The sequence below is a fragment of the Streptomyces pimonensis genome (assembly GCF_041380215.1).
Classification (GTDB): domain Bacteria; phylum Actinomycetota; class Actinomycetes; order Streptomycetales; family Streptomycetaceae; genus Streptomyces; species Streptomyces pimonensis.
Genome location: NZ_JAHWZY010000026.1, coordinates 1 through 20059, shown reverse-complemented (window position 1 = coordinate 20059; position 20059 = coordinate 1). Strand labels below are relative to the sequence as shown.

The following is a 20059-nucleotide window of genomic DNA, read 5'->3' as shown; positions in this document are numbered from 1 at the left end:
GCCCCGGCATCGGCCGGGGCCCCTTTCGCGTGTGCACGCGTCACGTCAGGCCTCGACGCGGACGTCCTTGCGGAACTTGGCGGTCAGCTCGGCGGCCTTCTCCAGGTCGGTGGCCCTGCCGGCCATGGCATCGGCCAGTTCGATGTTGATGATGACGCCCAGCGTGCTGTGGTCACCCCAGATGCACACCGGCACGCTGAACTCCGACGGTCCGACGGCGGTGTCCCCCGACCCGGGGTCGCTGTTCTTGATCTTCGTTTCCTGGCACTTCAGGACCGCGCCGTCCAGGTCGCTCGGCTTGTAGCTCTTCGGACTGCCGACGACCTCCCCCTCGTCCTCGGAGGCGTTCTTCCTCATCTCGGCGAACATGGCGTCGACGACCTTCTCCGGGTCGTCGATGTCGCCGTGGACCCCCATGAAGTTGATCATCTTCATGGCGAGCGGGTTGGACTCGTCCCCGGCCTGGTAGCCGGCGTTGACGTCCTTGGCGTCCTTGACGCCGTGCTTCTCGGCTTCCTTGACGTCGCTCTCGTCGAATCCGCCGCTGTCCGCGGCGTCGCCCTTCTTGTACTCGCCGCCGAGCACGGTCGCCGGCGTCGTCAGCTTGTGCGCCCCGTCGTCCTCCAGGCCGCCCGCGCCGCCGCCCCCGCCGATCACGAAGTACGCGCCCACGCCGATGGCCGCGACGACCGCGACCGCGCCGATGACGATTCCGGCCTTCCTGCCGCCGCCGTCCGGGGCGGGGGGCTGGGGCGGCATGCCGTACGGGGCCTGGCCGTAGGGGGGCTGCTGCGGCGGCTGGCCGGGCTGCTGCGGGTAGCCGTAACCGGGCTGTCCGGGCGGGGGAGCCTGTTGGGGGTGTCCGTAGCCGGGCTGCGGAGCCTGCGGCGGCTGGCCGTAGGGCCCCGGCTGGCCGTACGGCCCCGGCTGCTGGGGCTGTCCCCCGTACGGGCCCGGCTGGTTGTAGCTCATTGCGGAGTTCCCCCTCCAGATGTTTACGCGTCGCCGACATCCTGACCCAGGAGGGATGCGTTCAGGCCAGTGGGGGTCGCACCGTTACAAACGAAACGCGTTTCGGGACAGGCTCGTGACGCCTCTAAACTGGGCCCCGTGACCGAGAACGCTCAGCAGGAGCCACCAGCGCCCACGACCGAACTGCCGACCCAGTACGCGCCGGCCGATGTGGAGGGGCCGCTGTACGAGCGCTGGGTAGAGCGCGGTTACTTCGAGGCGGACGCGGGGAGCGAGAAGCCTCCGTACACCGTCGTCATCCCGCCGCCGAACGTCACCGGCAGCCTGCACCTCGGGCACGCGTTCGAGCACACGCTGATCGACGCCCTCACCCGCCGCAAGCGCATGCAGGGCTTCGAGACGCTGTGGCAGCCCGGCATGGACCACGCCGGCATCGCCACGCAGAACGTCGTCGAGCGGGAACTCGCCAAGGAGGGCAAGTCCCGCCACGACCTCGGCCGTGAGGCGTTCGTCGAGCGCGTCTGGCAGTGGAAGGGCGAGTCCGGCGGCCAGATCTCCGGCCAGATGCGCCGCCTCGGCGACGGCGTCGCCTGGTCGCGTGAGCGCTTCACCATGGACGAGGGTCTGTCGAGGGCCGTCCAGACCGTCTTCAAGCGGCTCTACGACGACGGGCTGATCTACCGCGCCGAGCGCATCATCAACTGGTGCCCGCGCTGTCTGACCGCGATCTCCGACATCGAGGTCGAGTACCAGGACGACGACGGCGAGCTCGTCTCCATGAAGTACGGCGACGGGGACGACACCATCGTCGTCGCCACCACCCGCGCGGAGACCATGCTCGGTGACACGGCCGTCGCCGTCCACCCCGAGGACGAGCGCTACAAGCACCTGGTCGGCAAGCTCATCAAGCTGCCGCTGACCGACCGCTCCATCCCGGTCGTCGCCGACGAGCACGTCGACCCCGAGTTCGGCACGGGCGCCGTCAAGGTCACCCCGGCGCACGACCCGAACGACTTCGAGATCGGCCAGCGCCACGACCTGCCGTCCATCGCCGTGATGGACGAGCACGCCGTCATCACCGCCCACGGCCCCTTCCAGGGCCTGGACCGGCTCGAGGCCCGCTCCGCTATCGTCGCCGCGCTGCGCGCCGAGGGCCGGATCGTCGCCGAGAAGCGGCCGTACGCCCACTCGGTCGGCCACTGCTCGCGCTGCAGGACCACCATCGAGCCGCGGCTGTCCATGCAGTGGTGGGTCAAGGTCGGCCCGCTGGCGAAGGCGGCCGGCGACGCGGTCCGTGAGGGCAAGGTCAGGATCCATCCGCAGGAGATGGAGAAGCGGTACTTCGACTGGGTCGACAACCTCCACGACTGGTGCATCTCGCGGCAGTTGTGGTGGGGTCACCGCATCCCGGTCTGGTACGGGCCCAGCGGCGAGGTGGTCTGCGTCGGACCGGACGAGGAGGCCCCGAGCGGCGAGGGCTGGCACCAGGACACCGACGTCCTCGACACCTGGTTCTCCTCGGGGCTGTGGCCGTTCTCCACGCTCGGCTGGCCCGAGCGGACCGAGTCGCTCGCGAAGTTCTACCCCAACTCCGTCCTGGTCACCGGCTACGACATCCTCTTCTTCTGGGTCGCCCGGATGATGATGTTCGGCCTGTACGCGATGGACGGCACCCCGCCGTTCCACACCATCGCCCTGCACGGCATGGTCCGCGACCAGTTCGGCAAGAAGATGTCGAAGTCCTTCGGCAACGCGGTCAACCCGCTGGACTGGATGGACAAGTACGGCAGCGACGCGCTGAGGTTCACGCTCGCCCGTGGTGCCAACCCCGGCGTCGACGTGCCGATCGGCGAGGACTGGGTCCAGGGCTCGCGCAACTTCGCCAACAAGGTCTGGAACGCGACGCGCTTCGCGCTGATGAACGGTGCGACGGTCGAGGGACCGCTGCCGGAGGCGTCGAGGATGTCGCCGACCGACCGCTGGATCCTGTCCCGGCTGAACTCGGTCGTCGCCGAAGTCGACGCGTACTACGACGACTTCCAGTTCGCCAAGCTGTCGGACACGCTGTTCCACTTCGCCTGGGACGAGGTCTTCGACTGGTACGTCGAGCTGTCCAAGACGACGTTCCAGGCGGGCGGGGAACCGGCCGAGGTCAGCAAGCGGGTCCTCGGCGAGGTCCTCGACGTCACGCTCAGGCTCCTCCACCCGGTCGTCCCGTTCGTCACCGAGACGCTGTGGACGACGCTGACGGGAGGCGAGTCGGTTGTCATCGCCGACTGGCCGTCCGACAACGGTTTCCGGGACGCGGACGCCGAGCGGGATATCGGGACGCTCCAGTCGGTGATCACCGAGGTCCGCCGCTTCCGCGCCGACCAGGGGCTCCAGCCGGGCCAGCGGGTCCCGGCCCGCCTGACGCTCGACGGGACGGCGCTCGCCGCGCACGAGCCGGCCATTCGCCAGCTGCTGCGCCTCCAGCCGGAGGGGGAGTCCTTCACGGCCACGGCGACCCTGCCGGTCGCGGGTGCCGAGGTCGCGCTGGACCTGTCCGGTGTGATCGACGTGGCCGCCGAGCGGAAGCGCCTGGCCAAGGACCTCGCCGCCGCCGAGAAGGAGAAGTCCCAGGCCACGGCGAAGCTCGGCAACGAGGCGTTCCTGTCGAAGGCACCGGACCACGTGGTCGACAAGATCCGCACCCGCCTGGCGAAGGCGGAGGAGGACATCACCCGGATCCAGTCCCAACTCGACCGCCTGCCTCCGGCGTGACCCCACCACAGCTGCGGGCAGTCGCGCCGCCCGGGCGGCACGGGCGGGCGCGGTGGCACCCCGCAGGCGCGGATGAGTGAAACGACCGGCCGAAGACCCCCGGAGCCGAACGGCTCCGGGGGTCTTCGGCCGCCCGGGGGGCGGGGCCACGCCGCTCGGCGCCGACGAGGCGCCGCCGCGCCCGCCCGCGCCCGCCCGCGCCGCCCCGGGGCACCTCTCGGACCCTCGCGGCTCCGGGGGGAGGCACGACTTGCCCGCGGAGGCGGTGCGGCCGGCCGTGGAAGCGGGGTACGTAGACTGGTCTGCGTGAGTGAGCTCCCCCCGAACGACAGCGGCTCCTTCGACGAGATCGTCGCGGCCGAGACCGACCGCGACCCCGACCTCGCGGTGATCGAGGCCGGCAGCCGTACCCTGCGCACCCAGGGCGGCCCGCCGCAGGCGGACGTGCCCGCCCGCCCCGAGGACCCCGAGGTCGACAAGGCCCTGCGCGAGGTCGAGGCGGAGCTCGCCACCCGCTGGGGCGAGACCAAGCTGGAGCCCTCGGTCGCCCGCATCGCCGCGCTGATGGACGTCCTGGGCGAGCCCCAGCGCTCGTACCCCTCGATCCACATCACCGGCACCAACGGCAAGACCTCCACCGCCCGCATGATCGAGGCCCTGCTCGGCGCCTTCGATCTGCGCACCGGCCGCTACACCTCCCCGCACGTCCAGTCGATCACCGAGCGGATCAGCCTCGACGGGGCCCCGGTCTCCGCCGAGCGGTTCATCGAGACGTACCAGGACGTCAAGCCGTACGTCGAGATGGTCGACGCCCAGCAGGAGTACCGGCTGTCCTTCTTCGAGGTGCTCACCGGCATGGCGTACGCCGCCTTCGCCGACGCCCCCGTGGACGTGGCGGTCGTCGAGGTCGGCATGGGCGGCACCTGGGACGCGACGAACGTGATCGACGCCGGCGTCGCCGTGGTGACGCCGATCGACCTCGACCACACCGACCGGCTCGGCACCACGTCCGCCGAGATCGCCACCGAGAAGTCCGGCATCGTCAAGCCGGACGCGACGGTGATCATGGCGCAGCAGCCGGTGGACGCCGCGCAGGTGCTGCTGAAGAAGGCCGTCGAGGTGGACGCGACGGTGGCCCGGGAGGGCCTGGAGTTCGGGGTCGTGGCCCGGCAGGTCGCCGTCGGCGGCCAGCTGGTGACGCTGCGTGGACTCGGCGGCGAGTACCCCGAGGTGTATCTCCCGCTGCACGGCGAACACCAGGCCCACAACGCGGCCGTGGCGCTCGCCGCGGTGGAGGCGTTCTTCGGAGTCGGCGCCCGGCACGCCCAGCCGCTCGACGTCGACACGGTGCGCAAGGCGTTCGCCGCCGTCGCCTCCCCGGGCCGGCTGGAGGTCGTACGGCGTTCGCCGACCGTCGTCCTGGACGCCGCCCACAACCCCGCGGGCGCGCGGGCGGCGGCCGCGGCGATCGGGGAGGCGTTCCAGTTCAGCCGGCTCATCGGTGTCGTCGGCGCGAGCGGCGACAAGGACGTGCGCGGGCTGCTGGAGGCGTTCGAGCCGGTCTTCGCCGAGGTCGTCGTCACCCAGAACACCAGCCACCGCGCGATGGACGCCGACGAGCTGGCGGCGATCGCCGTCGAGGTGTTCGGCGAGGACCGCGTCCAGGTCGAGCCGCGGCTGCCGGACGCCCTGGAGGCCGCGATCACGCTGGCCGAGGAGGAGGGCGAGTTCGCGGGCGGCGGTGTGCTCGTCACCGGTTCCGTCATCACCGTCGGCGAGGCCCGACTGCTCCTGGGGAGGGGCTGAGATCCCGTGCGTACGCTCTGTGCGTCGACCCTGATCGGCGAGTTCTTCATCATCGGTTTCGCCGGGCTGGTCGCGATGAAGGACGCGGACCTGTCCACCGGCACGGTGTGGACGGTCTGCGGCATCGCGATGTTCCTGTGCGTGGCCCTGTGCGGGGTGATCACGCGGCCCGGCGGGGTGGCACTCGGCTGGGCGCTGCAGGCCGCCCTCGTCGTCTCCGGCGTCTTCGTCCCGACGATGTTCTTCATGGGGGCGCTCTTCGCGCTGCTGTGGTGGGCGTCGGTGCACTTCGGGCGAAAGGTGGACGAAGCGAAGGCCCGTTTCGCCGCGCAGGCGGACCGGCCTGACGCTGCGTGACAGATGTTCCGACACGCCCGGTAACCTCGTCCTCCCGCACCACTTCACGTACAAGGAGCTCCGTCGTGACCCAGCGCACCCTCGTCCTGCTCAAGCCCGACGCCGTACGTCGTGGCCTGACCGGCGAGATCATCAGCCGTATCGAGCGCAAGGCCGGCTGGCAGATCACCGCACTGGAGCTGCGCGCCCTGGACCAGGACACGCTGGAGCAGCACTACGGCGAGCACAAGGGCAAGCCGTTCTACGAGCCGCTGGTGGGGTTCATGGCCTCCGGGCCGGTCGTGGCGATGATCGTCGAGGGCGAGCGGGTCATCGAGGGGGTGCGCCAACTGGCGGGCCCCACCGACCCGGTCGCTGCGGCGCCGGGTTCGATCCGCGGCGACTTCGGTGTGATCGTCCGGGAGAACCTGATCCACGCCTCCGACTCCGAGGAGTCCGCCGAGCGCGAGGTGAAGATCTTCTTCCCGGATCGCGCGTAACTTCGCGCATAACGATCACGTCGCGGCCGCGTTCGGAGCGTTTGGCCGTCTCTCGGGTGGTCTGGGGGCTTTGCCCCCGGGCCCTTTTTTGGTGTATGCGCGGCGTTCGGGGGAACGGATGCCCCCGATGGGTCGTCTCCACAAGCAGGGGATGACGCCATCTGATGACAATGACGAAGGACCCTCGCGCGGTGCTCGCGAAGGCGCGTCTACGATGGAATCATTCACGTCACCGCACCCACCTCGCCGACCCGGAAAGCCCTGAAAAGCTCGTGGGGAGGCCAGACGAATCCTGATGGGGAACTCAATGTCGTTCATCGGCCGTGACATGGCTGTCGACCTCGGGACCGCCAACACGCTGGTGTACGTCAGGGGTCGTGGGATCGTACTCAACGAACCCTCCGTCGTCGCGATCAACACCAACACCGGTGGCATCCTCGCGGTCGGCTCCGAGGCGAAGAAGATGATCGGGCGCACGCCCGGCAACATCGTCGCCGTGCGTCCGCTGAAGGACGGTGTCATCGCCGACTTCGAGATCACCGAGCGGATGCTCCGCTACTTCATCCTGAAGATCCACAAGCGGCGGTACCTGGCTCGTCCGCGGGTCGTCGTCTGTGTGCCCTCGGGCATCACCGGCGTCGAGCGCCGCGCCGTCATCGAGGCGTCGTCCCAGGCCGGCGCTCGCCAGGTGCACATCATCGAGGAGCCCATGGCCGCCGCCATCGGCTCCGGACTGCCGGTCCACGAGGCCACCGGCAACATGGTGGTGGACATCGGCGGCGGTACCACGGAAGTCGCGGTCATCTCCCTCGGCGGCATCGTCACCGCCCAGTCCATCCGCGTCGCGGGTGACGAGCTGGACAACGCGATCATCCAGCACATCAAGAAGGAGTACTCCCTCCTGCTGGGTGAGCGGACGGCCGAACAGATCAAGATCACGATCGGTTCGGCGTACGACCTGGACACCGACGAGCACACCGAGATCCGCGGCCGGGACCTCGTCTCCGGACTGCCGAAGACCGTGGTGATCTCCGCCACCGAAGTGCGCAAGGCGATCGAGGAGCCGGTCAACGCCATCGTGGACGCCGTCAAGACGACCCTCGACAAGTGCCCGCCGGAGCTGTCGGGCGACATCATGGACCGGGGAATCGTGCTGACCGGCGGCGGGGCCCTGCTGCGCGGCCTCGACGAGCGGCTGCGCCGGGAGACGGGCATGCCGATCCACATCGCCGAGGACCCGCTGGACAGCGTGGCGCTCGGTTCCGGCAAGTGCGTCGAGGAGTTCGAGGCGCTTCAGCAGGTGCTCGACGCCCAGCCGCGCAGATGACGTGACGCTTCGGTTCCGCCGTACGGGATGAACACCCTCCGTACGGCGGATCGTTGATATAGAGGCATAATCTCCTCACCACGCCTCGAAACACCGTTCGAAGCGCCTTCACCACACCTGAACAGACCCCCACCTCATACCCGTTCTCGACGAGGAAGGCACGGCCGCCGCACGTGAGGGACACACGAGAGAGCCGGCTGCTCCTGGTGCTGCTGATCGCCATCGCGTTCGCACTGATCACGGTGGACATCCGTGGCGGGGAGGACTCACCGGTCGACGGTGCCCGACAGGCCGCGGCGACCGTCTTCGGCCCGATCGAGAACGGCTTGTCCGGCGCGGTCGACCCGATCGGCAACGCCGTCTCCGCCGTCCGCGAGTCCGGCGACCGGCACGACCGGCTCGCCGAGCTGGAGCGGGAGAACACCGCGCTCAAGGCCGAACTCGGCAGCGACGACCGCAGCCGCAGCCGCCTCAAGCAGCTCGACGGCCTGCTGAAGATCTCCGGCCAGGGCCAGTACGGCATCAAGGGCGCCCAGGTCATCGCCATAGGAGCGGCCCAGGGCTTCTCCTGGACCATCACCATCGACGCCGGAGCCGACGACGGCATCGAGCGCGACATGACCGTCCTCAACGGCGACGGACTCGTCGGCCGCGTCACCACCGTCGGCCCCGACACCGCCACCGTGCTGCTCGCCACCGACCCCGACTTCACCGTCGGCACCCGTATGGAGACCACCGACGAGCTCGGCTTCGCCTCCGGCCAGGGCGACCGTCCGCTGCGCGTCGAACTCCTCAACGGCAAGGCCGAGATCAAGAAGGGCGACCGTCTGGTCACCTTCGGCTCCCAGGCGGACAAGCCGTTCGTGCCCGGCGTTCCCGTCGGCGTCGTCTCCCGCGTCGACCCCTCCGGCGGCGGTCTCACCCGCACCCTCTCCGTCACGCCGTTCGTCAGCTTCAGCAAGCTCGACGTGGTCGGCGTCGTCGTCCAGGCCCCCGAGAAGGACCCGCGCGACACGGTGCTGCCCAAGAAGCCGAAGCCGGCCCCCACGCCGACCGTGACGGTGACCGTCACGCCCCCCGCCTCTGCCGACGGCCTGAACCAGCAAGAGCAGTAGGAGCTGTCACACCATGCGCGTCAACCGGATCCTGCTCTCCAGCTCGCTGATCGTCGTCGCCCTGGTGGTCCAGGTGAGCGTCCTCGCCCGGCTCCACCTCCCGGGCGCCGTCCCCGACCTGCTGCTGCTCACCGTCCTGGGCCTCGCCCTGGTCTACGGCCACGTCGGCGGCGCCCTCGTCGGCTTCGCCGCCGGACTCCTCGCCGACCTCGCCCCGCCCGCCGACCACGCCGCCGGGCGGTACGCCCTCGTGCTGTGCGTCATCGGCTACCTCGCCGGACTCGTCAAGCCCGAGAACGGCCAGGTGAGGTCGGCGACCGGCCCGATGGTCGTGGTCGTCGCCGCCGCCGTCGGCTCCACCCTGCTCTACGCCGGTGTCGGCGCCCTCGTCGGCGACACCGACGCCCGCCATGTCGGCCTGGGCGGACTGCTGTTCACCGCCGCTCTGTACGACCTGCTGCTCGCGCCGTTCGTCGTCCCCGGCGTCATGGCCCTGGCCCGGCGCGCCGAGAACGACCCGCTCGCCGAGACCAACCCCGCCAAGTCCGGCGACGTCGCCTCCGGCTGGCTCTCCGGCGGCACCGGACTGCGCATCGGAGGGCAGCGCAACGGACTGCGGGTCAAGGCGGCCCGTGCCCGGGTGGCCCGTGCCGGACGCATCAAGGGGGTCAAGCGCCTGTGACCTCGCACAACTTCACCGGAACGAGTGAACGACGACGGAACGCGGGCCCACGGCCCGGCCGTTCACCACTCGTATCCGCATCCGCGTACGCGCTCTGAGAGAGGAGGAAACCGCGTGACCAACATCCCCGAGACCGGCCGCAGCCCGCGGGTCCAGATCCGGCTCGTCGTCATCCAGGTCCTCGTCATCTCCCTCCTCGGCACCCTCGGCGGGCGCCTGTGGTACCTCCAGATCCGCGAGGGCGACCAGTACGCCAAGGAGGCCTCCGGCAACCACGTCCAGCAGGTCGTCCAGCCCGCGGTCCGCGGCTCCATCCTGGACGCCCGCGGAGTGCCCCTCGCCGACAACGAGACCCGCCTGGTCGTCTCCGCCTCCCGCACCGACCTGCTGAAGATGAAGGACGACGGCAAGGCGGTCCTCACCAAACTCGCCGGAGTCCTCGGCATGGAGGCCGAGGAAGTCCTCCGGAAGGTCCGCCTCTGCGACGCCGAGACCCCCCAGCCCTGCTGGAACGGCTCGCCGTACCAGCCCATCCCCATCACCGACGAGGCCACCGCCAAACAGGCCCTGCAGATCCGTGAGCGCGCCGAGGACTTCCCCGGCATCACCGCCGAGCCGCAGGCCCTGCGACGCTACCCGAGCCCCGGCAAGGCCAACACCGCCCAGGTCCTCGGTTACCTCTCACCCGTCACCGACGAGGAGATCACCAAGGCCCAGGACACCAGCTCGCCCTACCTGCGCTCCGACATGGTCGGCCGCTCCGGCCTGGAGCGCCAGTACGACAAGCAGCTGCGCGGCAAGGCCGGCGTCACCCGCTACGAGGTCGACAACCTCGGCCGCGTCATCGGCGAGGCCGAGTCCGACCCCGCCGAGCCCGGCGCCAACCTCGTCACCAGCATCGACGCGCGCGTCCAGCGCATCGCCGAGTACGAGCTGAACGAGGCGATGAAGGAAGCCCGCAAGCAGCACGACCGCAACACCAACCGCAACTACGAGGCCGACTCCGGGGCCGTCGTCGTCATGGAGGCCAAGACCGGCCGTGTCGTCGCCATGGCCTCCAACCCGACCTACGACCCCAACGCCTGGGTCGGCGGCATCTCCGCCAAGGACTACGCCGCCCTTACTGGCAAGAAGTCCAACTACCCGCTGCTCAACCGCGCCATCCAGGGCCAGTCGGCCCCCGGCTCCATCTTCAAGGTCATCCCCACGGCCGCCGCGATCAACGCCGGCTACTCCTTCGAAGGCCCCTACGACTGCTCCAGCTCGTACTCCATCGGCGGACAGGTCTTCAAGAACTTCGAGTCCCAGGACCACGGCGCGATCAGCCTCGGCCGCGCCCTGGAGGTGTCCTGCGACACCGTCTTCTACGCCCTCTCCCACGAGGAGTGGAAGCGCGACGGCGGCAACAAGCCGAAGAAGGACGCCAACGACTGGTTCTACAAGACGGCCCACCAGTTCGGCCTCGGCGCCGAGACCGGCATCGACCTGCCCAACGAGGTCACCGGCCGCGTCCCCGACCGCCAGTGGAAGCTCGACTACTGGACGGCCAACAAGGACGCCTGGTGCAAGTACGGGAAGAAGGACGGCACCTACGCCGAGAAGATCGCCTACGAGAACTGCCTCGAAGGCAACCGGCTGCGCGCGGGTGACTCCGTCAACTACTCCATCGGCCAGGGCGACACGCTCGTCACCCCCATCCAGATGGCCACCGTCTACGCGGCCCTCTCCAACGGCGGCACCCTCTACGAACCCACCGTCGGCAAGGCCGTCATCAGTCCCGACGGCAAGACGGTCACGGAGATCGAGCCCCAGGCGCACGCCAAGCTGCCGATGACGAAGAAGACGCTCAGCCAGATAGACGAGGCCCTCGAAGGAGTCGCCACCCGCGGTACGGCCGCATGGCGGTTCGAGGGCTGGCCGCAGGACGAGATCCCGATGCACGCCAAGACCGGTACCGCCGAGGTCCACGGCAAGCAGACCACCTCGTGGTTCGCCACGTACACCAAGGACTACTCGATCGTCATGACGATCTCCCAGGGCGGTACGGGCTCCGGAGCCTCGGGCCCCGCCGTGCGCAACATCTACAACGCCCTGTACGGCGTCTCCGAGGACGGCGAGATCGACAAGAAGAAGGCGCTGCTGTCCACGCCGCAGAAGAACCTCCCCAAGGTCCGCGCGGACGGCACCATCACGTCCCCGAAGATCTCCAAGGACCCCGCCAAGGACCGGGCGACCCCCTCGCCCGGCGCACAGGCCACCACCCCGCAGGGCGACCCGGCCGACCTCCAGCAGACCGGCACGGTCCCCTCACCGGAGAACACCAACCGCGACACCCGCCGCCGCGAGCGACGGCGGGGCGGCGGCGGACCACGACGCGGCGACACCCGCCCCCGCTGCCGCGCACGCCACCGGTGCGGCCGTACCGGAGCACGGGGGACGGCGTCATGACCGGCGGCGTCAACAGCTTCCAGGTCTCCGGATACGGACCGGAGCGGGCCGGCTGGACACGGGTCTTCGCCCGCGACTCCCCGGCCCGCCGCCTCGACTGGCCGATACTGCTCTCGGCGCTCGCCCTGTCCCTGCTGGGCTCGCTCCTGGTCTACTCGGCCACCCGCAACCGCACCGAACTCAACCAGGGCGACCCCTACTACTTCCTGGTCCGGCACTGGCTCAACACCGGCATCGGACTCGCCCTGATGATCGGCGTCCTCTGGCTCGGCCACCGCACCCTGCGCACGGCCGTACCCCTGCTGTACGGCGCCTCCGTCTTCCTGATCCTGCTGGTGCTCACCCCGCTGGGCTCCACCATCAACGGCGCCCACTCCTGGATCAAGCTCCCCGGCGGCTTCTCCCTCCAGCCCTCCGAGTTCGTGAAGGTCACGATCATCCTGGGGATGGCGATGCTGCTCGCCGCACGCGTCGACGCCGGCGACAAGCCCTACCCCGATCACCGCACGGTCCTCCAGGCCCTCGGGCTGGCCGTCGTCCCCATGCTGATCGTGATGCTCATGCCCGACCTCGGGTCGGTCATGGTCATGGTCATCATCGTGCTCGGCGTGCTGCTCGCCTCCGGCGCCTCCAACCGCTGGACCTTCGGCCTGCTCGGCGCCGGAGCGATCGGCGCGGTCACCGTCTGGCAGCTCGGAATCCTCGACGAGTACCAGATCAACCGCTTCGCCGCCTTCGCCAACCCCGAGCTCGACCCCGCCGGCGTCGGCTACAACACCAACCAGGCCCGCATCGCCATCGGCTCCGGCGGGCTCACCGGCTCCGGCCTCTTCCAGGGCTCCCAGACCACCGGCCAGTTCGTCCCCGAACAGCAGACCGACTTCGTCTTCACCGTCGCCGGCGAGGAACTCGGCTTCGTCGGTGGCGCACTGATCATCGGCCTGCTCGGCGTCATCCTCTGGCGCGCCTGCCGCATCGCCCGCGACACCACCGACCTGTACGGCACGATCGTCGCCGCCGGCGTCGTCGCCTGGTTCGCCTTCCAGGCCTTCGAGAACATCGGCATGACCCTCGGCATCATGCCCGTCACCGGTCTGCCCCTGCCGTTCGTCTCCTACGGAGGCTCCTCCATGTTCGCCGTCTGGCTCGCCGTGGGCCTGCTGCAGTCCATCCGGATGCAACGGCCGATGTCCGCGTGAACCGTCACGGGCGCGCAGCGGCGGCCCACCGCCGCTGCGCGCCCGTGACGACTAGATCCACGCATGACGGATAGACGCACCTCATGGCGGATACCAAGCGTGAAATCGAGCGAAAGTACGAGTCCGACGACAGCGAACTGCCCGACCTGACGCGCGTCCCCGGCGTGGCGACCGTCGTCGACAAGGGCGTCACCCACCTCGACGCCACCTACCACGACACCGCCGACCAACGCCTCGCCGCGTCCTCCGTCACCCTGCGCCGCCGCACCGGCGGTTCCGACGCCGGCTGGCACCTGAAGTTCCCCGTCGCCCCCGGAGTGCGCGACGAGATCCACGCCCCACTCCGCGACACCCTCCCGGACGAACTCGCCGCCCTCGTGCGCTCCCGTGTCCGCGGCAGCGCACTGCTGCCCGTCGTCCGGCTGCGCTCCGACCGCGACGTACGCCATCTGGTGGACGCCGACGGCCGACTGCTCGCCGAGGTCGGCGTCGACACCGTCCACGCCGAACGCCTCACCGACGACGGCGGCACCGCCCGGTGGACCGAGATCGAGGTCGAACTCGCCGACGACGGCGACCCCGCCTTCCTCGACAAGGTCGAGAAACGCCTGCGCAAAGCCGGCATACGCCCCTCGAAGTCCGCCTCCAAACTCGCCAGGGCACTGGCCGATACGACACCGGACAGCGCGACGACCGCGACAGCCGCATCCGCCACCGCACCGGAGGCCGCCCCGCGGCGGAAACACCGGCCGAGGGCGGACGGGAAACCCGTCACCGCCGGCGACCACGTCCTCGCCTACGTCCGCGCCCAGCGCGACGCCCTCGTCGAACTCGACCCCGCCGTACGCCAGGACGTCCCCGACTCCGTGCACCGCATGAGAGTCGCCACCCGCCGCCTGCGCAGCACCTTCCGCTCCTTCCGCACCATCCTCGACCGCGAGGTGACCGACCCCATCGGCGACGACCTGAAATGGCTGGCCGCCGAGCTGGGCCTGGACCGCGACCAGGAAGTGCTCGCCGAACGCCTCCGCTCGTCCCTCGCCGACCTGCCCGCCCCCCTCGTCGCCGGCCCCGTCGGCCACCGCCTCACCACCTGGGCCGAGGCCCGCCACACCGGCGCCCACGGCCACCTCACCGGCATCCTCGACTCCCGCCGCCACCTCGCCCTCCTCGACTCCCTGGACGCCCTGCTCACCGACCCGCCCCTGCGCAAGAAGGCCGGAGCCGCACCGGAGAAGGCCCTCACCAAAGCCGTGCGCAAGGACCTCGACAAACTGACCGGCCTGGTCACCCGCGCCCTGGACCTCCCGCCCGGCACCGACCGCGACGTCGCCCTGCACGAGGCCCGCAAGAAGACCAAGCGCACCCGCTACGCCGCCGAGGCCGCCGCCCCCGCGCTCGGCCGACCGGCGGACGACCTCACCAAGGCCATGAAGTCGCTCCAGGACCTGTTCGGCGACCACCAGGACAGCGTCATGGCCCGCAAGACCCTCCGCGAGCTCGCCGCCGTCGCCCACGCCGCGGGCGAGAGCGCCTTCACCTACGGCGTCCTCCACGCCCGCGAGGAACGCCGCGCGGAACTCGTCGAGGCCGCCCTCCCCGAAGCCTGGAAGGCGATCACCAAGGGCCTCCGGCCCTGGACGACGTAGGGAACACCCCTCCGGCCGCGTTACGCTGAATGGTCACCCCACTCAGCACACAAAGGTTCGCGAGATGCCTGCCGAAGCCGCCGAGTCTGTGTTCCCGCAGCTCGAAGCTCTGCTCCCGCATGTGCAGAAGCCGATCCAGTACGTCGGCGGAGAGCTCAACTCCACGGTCAAACCGTGGGACAGCTGCGACGTCCGCTGGGCGCTCATGTACCCCGACGCCTACGAGGTCGGACTGCCCAACCAGGGTGTCATGATCCTCTACGAGGTCCTCAACGAACAGGACGGCGTCCTCGCCGAGCGCACCTACAGCGTCTGGCCGGACCTCGAGGCGCTGATGCGGGAGCACCACGTCCCGCAGTTCACGGTCGACAGCCACCGCCCGGTGAAGGCCTTCGACGTGTTCGGCCTGAGCTTCTCCACCGAGCTCGGCTACACCAACATGCTCACCGCCCTGGACCTGGCCGGCATCCCGCTGGAGGCCAAGGACCGCGGCCTCGACGACCCGATCGTCATGGCCGGCGGCCACGCCGCCTTCAACCCCGAGCCGATCGCCGACTTCATCGACTGCGCGGTCATCGGCGACGGCGAGCAGGCCGTCCTGGAGGTCACGCGGATCGTCCGAGCCTGGAAGCAGGAGGGCCGCCCCGGCGGCCGCGAGGAACTCCTCTTCCGCCTGGCGAGGACCGGCGGGGTGTACGTCCCCGGCTTCTACGACGTCGAGTACCTCCCCGACGGCCGCATCGCCCGCGTCGTACCGAACAGGTCGGGCGTCCCGTGGCGCGTCTCCAAGCACACGGTGATGGACCTCGACGAGTGGCCCTACCCCAAGCAGCCCCTCGTCCCGCTCGCGGAGACCGTCCACGAGCGCATGTCCGTGGAGATCTTCCGCGGCTGCACCCGGGGCTGCCGCTTCTGCCAGGCCGGCATGATCACCCGCCCGGTCCGGGAGCGCTCGATCACCGGTATCGGCGAGATGGTCGACAAGGGCCTGAAGGCCACGGGCTTCGAGGAGGTCGGCCTGCTCTCCCTCTCCTCAGCGGACCACTCGGAGATCGGCGACATCGCCAAGGGCCTCGCCGACCGCTACGAGGAGGACAGGATCGGCCTCTCCCTCCCTTCCACCCGCGTCGACGCCTTCAACATCGACCTGGCGAACGAGCTGACCCGCAACGGCCGGCGCTCGGGCCTCACCTTCGCCCCGGAGGGCGGCTCGGAGCGCATCCGCAAGGTCATCAACAAGATGGTCTCCGAGGACGACCTCATCCGGACCGTCGCCACGGCCTACGGCAACGGCTGGCGCCAGGTGAAGCTGTACTTCATGTGCGGCCTGCCCACCGAGACCGACGACGACGTCCTCCAGATCGCCGACATGGCCACCCGCGTGATCGCCAAGGGCCGGGAGGTCTCCGGCTCCAACGACATCCGCTGCACGGTCTCCATCGGCGGCTTCGTCCCCAAGCCGCACACCCCGTTCCAGTGGGCTCCGCAGCTCTCCGCCGAGCAGACGGACGAACGCCTCGCCAAGCTCCGCGACAGGATCCGCGGCGACAAGAAGTACGGCCGTTCCATCGGCTTCCGCTACCACGACGGCAAGCCCGGCATCGTCGAGGGCCTGCTCTCGCGCGGCGACCGCCGCGTCGGCGCGGTCATCCGCGCGGTCTACGAGGACGGCGGCCGCTTCGACGGCTGGCGTGAGCACTTCTCGTACGACCGCTGGATGGACTGCGCCGACAAGGCCCTCGCACAGTTCGGCGTGGACGTCGACTGGTACACCACCCGCGAGCGCACCTACGAGGAGGTCCTCCCCTGGGACCACCTCGACTCCGGCCTCGACAAGGACTGGCTCTGGGAGGACTGGCAGGACGCCCTCGACGAGACGGAGGTCGAGGACTGCCGCTGGACCCCGTGCTTCGACTGCGGCGTGTGCCCGCAGATGGACACGGCCATCCAGATCGGCCCCACCGGCAAGAAGCTGCTGCCGTTGACGGTCAAGAACGCGGCACCCGCTTCCTGAGCGGTGACGAACGCCGAAGCCCCCTCCGCACACGGAGGGGGCTTCGGCGTGTCACCGGGGTCACCGGAGGTCACGGCCGTACTGGCGTACGCGATGGCGGGGAGCGGCGCGGCGGGGCGGGCGGGTGAGGGTGATCTGGCGGACGAGTTGCTGGAAGCAGGCCAGGGCGGCCACGCCCGGAAGAGCCGCGGCGGCTGTGTCGGTGATCGTCCGGGGGGCCTGGGCCACGCAGAGCATGACGGCGAAGAACGAGAAGGAGAGGACGACGAACCACGAGTGCAGGGCGCGCCGTTGGTGCAGTGCCGCGCGGAGGACGGACAACGAGCCCGCCAGCCAGGGGCCGTAGACCAGCACGGGCCACCAGGCGGAGGAACTGCCGCTGCTGTGGGCCGTGGTGACGAGGAGCAGGGGGTCGTAGGTGACGACGCCGCTGAGGACGCTGACCATCGACACGGTGACCGCTGTCAGGGCGGCGGTGGTGTAGCTGGCGAGGCGCAGCGCGTCGGGGCGTTGGCGTGGGGGTTTGCGGTGGCCGCGTGGCGCGGCGCGCAGGGGCGGCAGTTCCGCCGTGATCTCCTGCAGGTTGCCCAGGGGGCTGCCGGCCGGGGGAGCGGTGACCGGGACCTCTTCGCGGGGCTGCGGCACGGTGACCCCGGAGGGTTCCTCGCTGCGGGCTTCCTGGAGCAGATAGGCGAGTTCCTCGGCCGGGTCCCAGTGCGGTACGGACGATTCCATGGATTCCGCGTAGACGAGAGGGTCGTAGCGTTCGTGATTCATGTCAGCCGGCCTCGCCGATCCGGCGGCCGGCGAGGCCGGATTTCCATGAATTCCCCCCGTCGGGCCTGATGAGCCCGGGCATGCTTGCCTTCGTCATATAGCGACTAACGGCGGCTGTTGTGCTGGGATGCGTGGCGAATGAGTGAACGCCCGCAGAGAAAATTGTTTTATATAAGTCGCGGAATTCTTATGTCCTATCGGTGTTCAGCGTATGAGGTGAGCGACGTCTCGGACGTGGGATGCGGACGGGCCGTACCCGCGTCTTCGCAGGCATGGTTCTCGGGAAGCCGGCCCGCCCGCCGCCGCGTCCGCGGTCGCGGGCTGTCTCGTCGTGGGGGTCCGCGTCCCCGTGCGGATCGTGGTGCTGGTGCTGGTGCTGGTGCTGCCCGCGCTCGCGGTATGGCGCCGGGTGCCGGCGCCCGTGGGACGTGCGCTCGCGGTCGTCGTGCGGGGGCGGGGACGCCCTCGGGCATGCCTGGCGCGTCGCCGGGTACGTTCCACTCGCCGCCGGGCGGTGTCTGGGGACGCTCCTCCGGTGGGTGTTCGTGGAGCCGGTGCGGTGGGCGTACCGAAGGGTGCTGCCCCCGGTGGGGCATGTGGTGTGCGACGTGGTGCCGCGGCCTCTCGGGGACGCCGCCCGCGCGGTGGGCCGGGTCACCCGGCAGGCCCTCGCCGCCGCCCGCGCGTCGGTGCGGCGGGCACGCGCCGGCCTCCGGCGGACGCTGCTCGGCGAACAGGTCGGTACGGAGAGGGAACCGCAGCTCACGCACCGACGGGAACCCAACGGACCGCGGGCACGTACTCTTGGTAGCAGTACGACCGCTCTCACGAAGGACTGAACGACACTGGGCAAGCGACAGCCCGAAGGCCCGCCGCCCGCACCCGCGGTGCAGCGCATCCGACTGCGTTACACCAAGCGCGGCCGCCTCCGGTTCACCAGCCACCGTGACTTCCAGCGCGCCTTCGAGCGTGCGCTGCGCCGTGCCGAGGTGCCGATGGCGTACTCGGCGGGGTTCACACCGCACCCGAAGGTGTCGTACGCCAATGCCGCACCCACCGGCACGGGCAGTGAGGCGGAGTATCTGGAGATCGCGCTCACCGAGCCGCGTGACCCCGAGCGGCTCCGGGTCCTGCTCGACGAGTCGATGCCTGCCGGGCTCGACATCGTCGAGGCGGTCGAGGCCCGCACATCGGGTCTCGCCGACCGGCTGACGGCCTCCGTGTGGGAGCTGCGGCTGGACGGCGTCGGGCCCGAGGACGCCCGCCGTGCGGTGGACGCCTTCAACGCGGCCGGGACCGTCGAGGTCCAGCGCCGGACCAAGAACGGCGTCCGCACCTTCGACGCCCGCTCGGCGGTCGTGGGGCTGGAGAGCGCGGAAACGCACTCGTCGTCGGCCGATAGGCCGACCGACCACCCCTGTGCGATACTGCGGCTGGTTGTTCGGCACGTGACGCCTGCCGTACGACCCGACGACGTCCTGTCCGGTCTCCGCGCCGTGGCCGACCTGGCGCCGCCGGTCCCCGCAGCGGTGACCAGGCTGGCGCAGGGGCTGCTCGATGAAGAGACCGGCACGGTGACCGACCCGCTCGCGCCCGACCGCGAGGCAGCAGCGACCGAGCCGCAACCGGCCGGCGCCACTGCCGCCGCGACGGCGTCGGCGTAAGGAAGGTCCCGCGAAGGGACGGACGTCGTAAGCGCCGCCCACGAACTCGGGAGCCACCTGGGTGGGGCAGCGCACCGACCAGAAGACTTTCGCCAGGCCGTGCGCATTCGGCGTACGGAACCGGCGAGACAGGACACAGAGTGCTCCCGTGCGGCGCCCGCGCCCCGGACGGCGGCGATCGCGCACTGCGCGAGCCGCGGACGTCACCGGCTTCGCCGGACCAGGTGCGGCGCCCGGGAGCCTGACGGGAGAAACGCCCGCATGCTCGAACCGACCGAGCCCACCGAGGGTTCCGAACTGAAGACTCCCAGCGACACCCTGCCGCCGAGGCGGCGGCGTGCCGCGTCCCGCCCGGCGGGCCCGCCCGCCGGGGCGGCCGACACGACGGCGGAGACCGTCGCGCCGGCCATACCGGCCGCGGAGGCTCCCGGGCCCGATGAGCCCGTGGAGCAGGACGGCGTCGAGGCCGAGACCGAGAAGGAGGCCGAGCCCGTCGAGACCCCGGCCGCGCCCCGGCGCCGCCGTGTGGTCCGCCGCGCGGCCGCGCCGGCCGGGGCACCGGAGTCGGCGGAGGCCGCCGAGACCGTCGTGCCGGCGTCGCCCGCCGCGCCCGAGGCCGCTCCGGCTCCCGAGCAGCCCGCCGTCGCCACGTCCGAGGACACGGCCCCGCGCCGTACCCGGCGTCGCGCGACCCGCAGCGTGACCTCGCCGACGGCGACCGCCGAAGCCCCGGGGACCGCCTCCGAAGTCCTGAAGGCCGCGCCCGAAGCCGCGGAGGCCATCGCCGAGGAGGCGGTTCCGCGCCGT

The 20059-nt window shown here is 70.6% G+C and carries 14 protein-coding genes and 2 pseudogenes; 14 read left to right on the top strand and 2 right to left on the bottom strand.

Annotation, left to right across the window (positions count from 1 at the left end; all coding sequences use genetic code 11):
- Positions 1-45 precede the first annotated feature (45 nt).
- Positions 46-972 (bottom strand): hypothetical protein, encoded by a 927-nt coding sequence (locus tag KYY02_RS23325; RefSeq protein ID WP_371240949.1) that lies wholly within the window; start codon positions 970-972, stop codon positions 46-48.
- A gap of 138 nt (positions 973-1110) precedes the next feature.
- Between KYY02_RS23325 and KYY02_RS23320 the strand changes: the two genes are divergently transcribed.
- From KYY02_RS23320 to KYY02_RS23270, 11 genes are all read left to right on the top strand, one after another.
- Positions 1111-3735, top strand: coding sequence for a valine--tRNA ligase (locus KYY02_RS23320; RefSeq protein WP_371240947.1), 2625 nt, complete (start codon positions 1111-1113; stop codon positions 3733-3735).
- 306 nt (positions 3736-4041) lie between these two features.
- Positions 4042-5541, top strand: a complete 1500-nt coding sequence (gene folC / locus KYY02_RS23315) for a bifunctional tetrahydrofolate synthase/dihydrofolate synthase (protein ID WP_371240944.1) — start codon at positions 4042-4044, stop codon at positions 5539-5541.
- Between the two features lie 6 nt (positions 5542-5547).
- Positions 5548-5898: a DUF4233 domain-containing protein gene (locus KYY02_RS23310; protein ID WP_371240942.1), complete on the top strand. Its 351-nt coding sequence runs from the start codon at positions 5548-5550 to the stop codon at positions 5896-5898.
- A gap of 65 nt (positions 5899-5963) precedes the next feature.
- Positions 5964-6377 (top strand): nucleoside-diphosphate kinase, encoded by a 414-nt coding sequence (ndk, locus tag KYY02_RS23305; RefSeq protein ID WP_371240940.1) that lies wholly within the window; start codon positions 5964-5966, stop codon positions 6375-6377.
- Between the two features lie 307 nt (positions 6378-6684).
- Positions 6685-7704 (top strand): rod shape-determining protein, encoded by a 1020-nt coding sequence (locus KYY02_RS23300; RefSeq protein WP_371240938.1) that lies wholly within the window; start codon positions 6685-6687, stop codon positions 7702-7704.
- A gap of 173 nt (positions 7705-7877) precedes the next feature.
- Positions 7878-8819 (top strand): rod shape-determining protein MreC, encoded by a 942-nt coding sequence (gene mreC, locus KYY02_RS23295; RefSeq protein WP_371240935.1) that lies wholly within the window; start codon positions 7878-7880, stop codon positions 8817-8819.
- Positions 8820-8832: 13 nt separating this feature from the next.
- Positions 8833-9501, top strand: a complete 669-nt coding sequence (gene mreD / locus KYY02_RS23290) for a rod shape-determining protein MreD (protein WP_371240933.1) — start codon at positions 8833-8835, stop codon at positions 9499-9501.
- Between the two features lie 114 nt (positions 9502-9615).
- Positions 9616-11949 carry a penicillin-binding protein 2 gene (mrdA, locus tag KYY02_RS23285; protein WP_371240931.1) on the top strand — a complete coding sequence of 778 codons (2334 nt, stop codon included), beginning with the start codon at positions 9616-9618 and terminating at the stop codon, positions 11947-11949.
- A complete protein-coding gene (rodA, locus tag KYY02_RS23280; RefSeq protein ID WP_371240929.1) occupies positions 11946-13148 on the top strand; it encodes a rod shape-determining protein RodA in 1203 nt (400 codons plus the stop codon). The genes mrdA and rodA overlap by 4 nt, the downstream gene beginning before the upstream one ends.
- 83 nt (positions 13149-13231) lie before the next feature.
- Positions 13232-14797, top strand: coding sequence for a CYTH and CHAD domain-containing protein (locus KYY02_RS23275; RefSeq protein WP_371240927.1), 1566 nt, complete (start codon positions 13232-13234; stop codon positions 14795-14797).
- 64 nt (positions 14798-14861) lie between these two features.
- The gene (locus KYY02_RS23270; protein WP_371240925.1) at positions 14862-16811 is read left to right on the top strand and encodes a TIGR03960 family B12-binding radical SAM protein; all 1950 of its coding nucleotides are present in this window, start codon (positions 14862-14864) and stop codon (positions 16809-16811) included.
- Between the two features lie 60 nt (positions 16812-16871).
- On the opposite strand, the gene KYY02_RS23265 is transcribed toward KYY02_RS23270, so the two are convergent.
- Positions 16872-17588 carry a DUF2637 domain-containing protein gene (locus KYY02_RS23265; protein WP_371240923.1) on the bottom strand — a complete coding sequence of 239 codons (717 nt, stop codon included), beginning with the start codon at positions 17586-17588 and terminating at the stop codon, positions 16872-16874.
- Between the two features lie 325 nt (positions 17589-17913).
- On the opposite strand from KYY02_RS23265, the pseudogene KYY02_RS23260 reads away from it, so the two are divergent.
- From KYY02_RS23260 to KYY02_RS23250, 3 genes and pseudogenes are all read left to right on the top strand, one after another.
- Positions 17914-18427, top strand: a pseudogene (locus KYY02_RS23260) (hypothetical protein); the annotation flags it as partial.
- Positions 18428-18475: 48 nt separating this feature from the next.
- Positions 18476-19252: a TIGR03936 family radical SAM-associated protein gene (locus KYY02_RS23255; RefSeq protein ID WP_371240921.1), complete on the top strand. Its 777-nt coding sequence runs from the start codon at positions 18476-18478 to the stop codon at positions 19250-19252.
- A 261-nt stretch (positions 19253-19513) separates the two neighbouring features.
- Positions 19514-20059, top strand: a pseudogene (locus KYY02_RS23250) (Rne/Rng family ribonuclease); the annotation flags it as partial.

What these genes read in the sequence shown, in the direction of transcription:
- mreD (WP_371240933.1), top strand. Translation starts at nt 8,833, where the DNA reads ATGCGCGTCAACCGGATCCTGCTCTCCAGCTCGCTGATCGTCGTCGCC.
- rodA (WP_371240929.1), top strand. Translation starts at nt 11,946, where the DNA reads ATGACCGGCGGCGTCAACAGCTTCCAGGTCTCCGGATACGGACCGGAG.
- KYY02_RS23265 (WP_371240923.1), bottom strand. Translation starts at nt 17,588, where the DNA reads ATGAATCACGAACGCTACGACCCTCTCGTCTACGCGGAATCCATGGAA.
- KYY02_RS23270 (WP_371240925.1), top strand. Translation starts at nt 14,862, where the DNA reads ATGCCTGCCGAAGCCGCCGAGTCTGTGTTCCCGCAGCTCGAAGCTCTG.
- KYY02_RS23300 (WP_371240938.1), top strand. Translation starts at nt 6,685, where the DNA reads ATGTCGTTCATCGGCCGTGACATGGCTGTCGACCTCGGGACCGCCAAC.
- KYY02_RS23275 (WP_371240927.1), top strand. Translation starts at nt 13,232, where the DNA reads ATGGCGGATACCAAGCGTGAAATCGAGCGAAAGTACGAGTCCGACGAC.
- KYY02_RS23325 (WP_371240949.1), bottom strand. Translation starts at nt 972, where the DNA reads ATGAGCTACAACCAGCCGGGCCCGTACGGGGGACAGCCCCAGCAGCCG.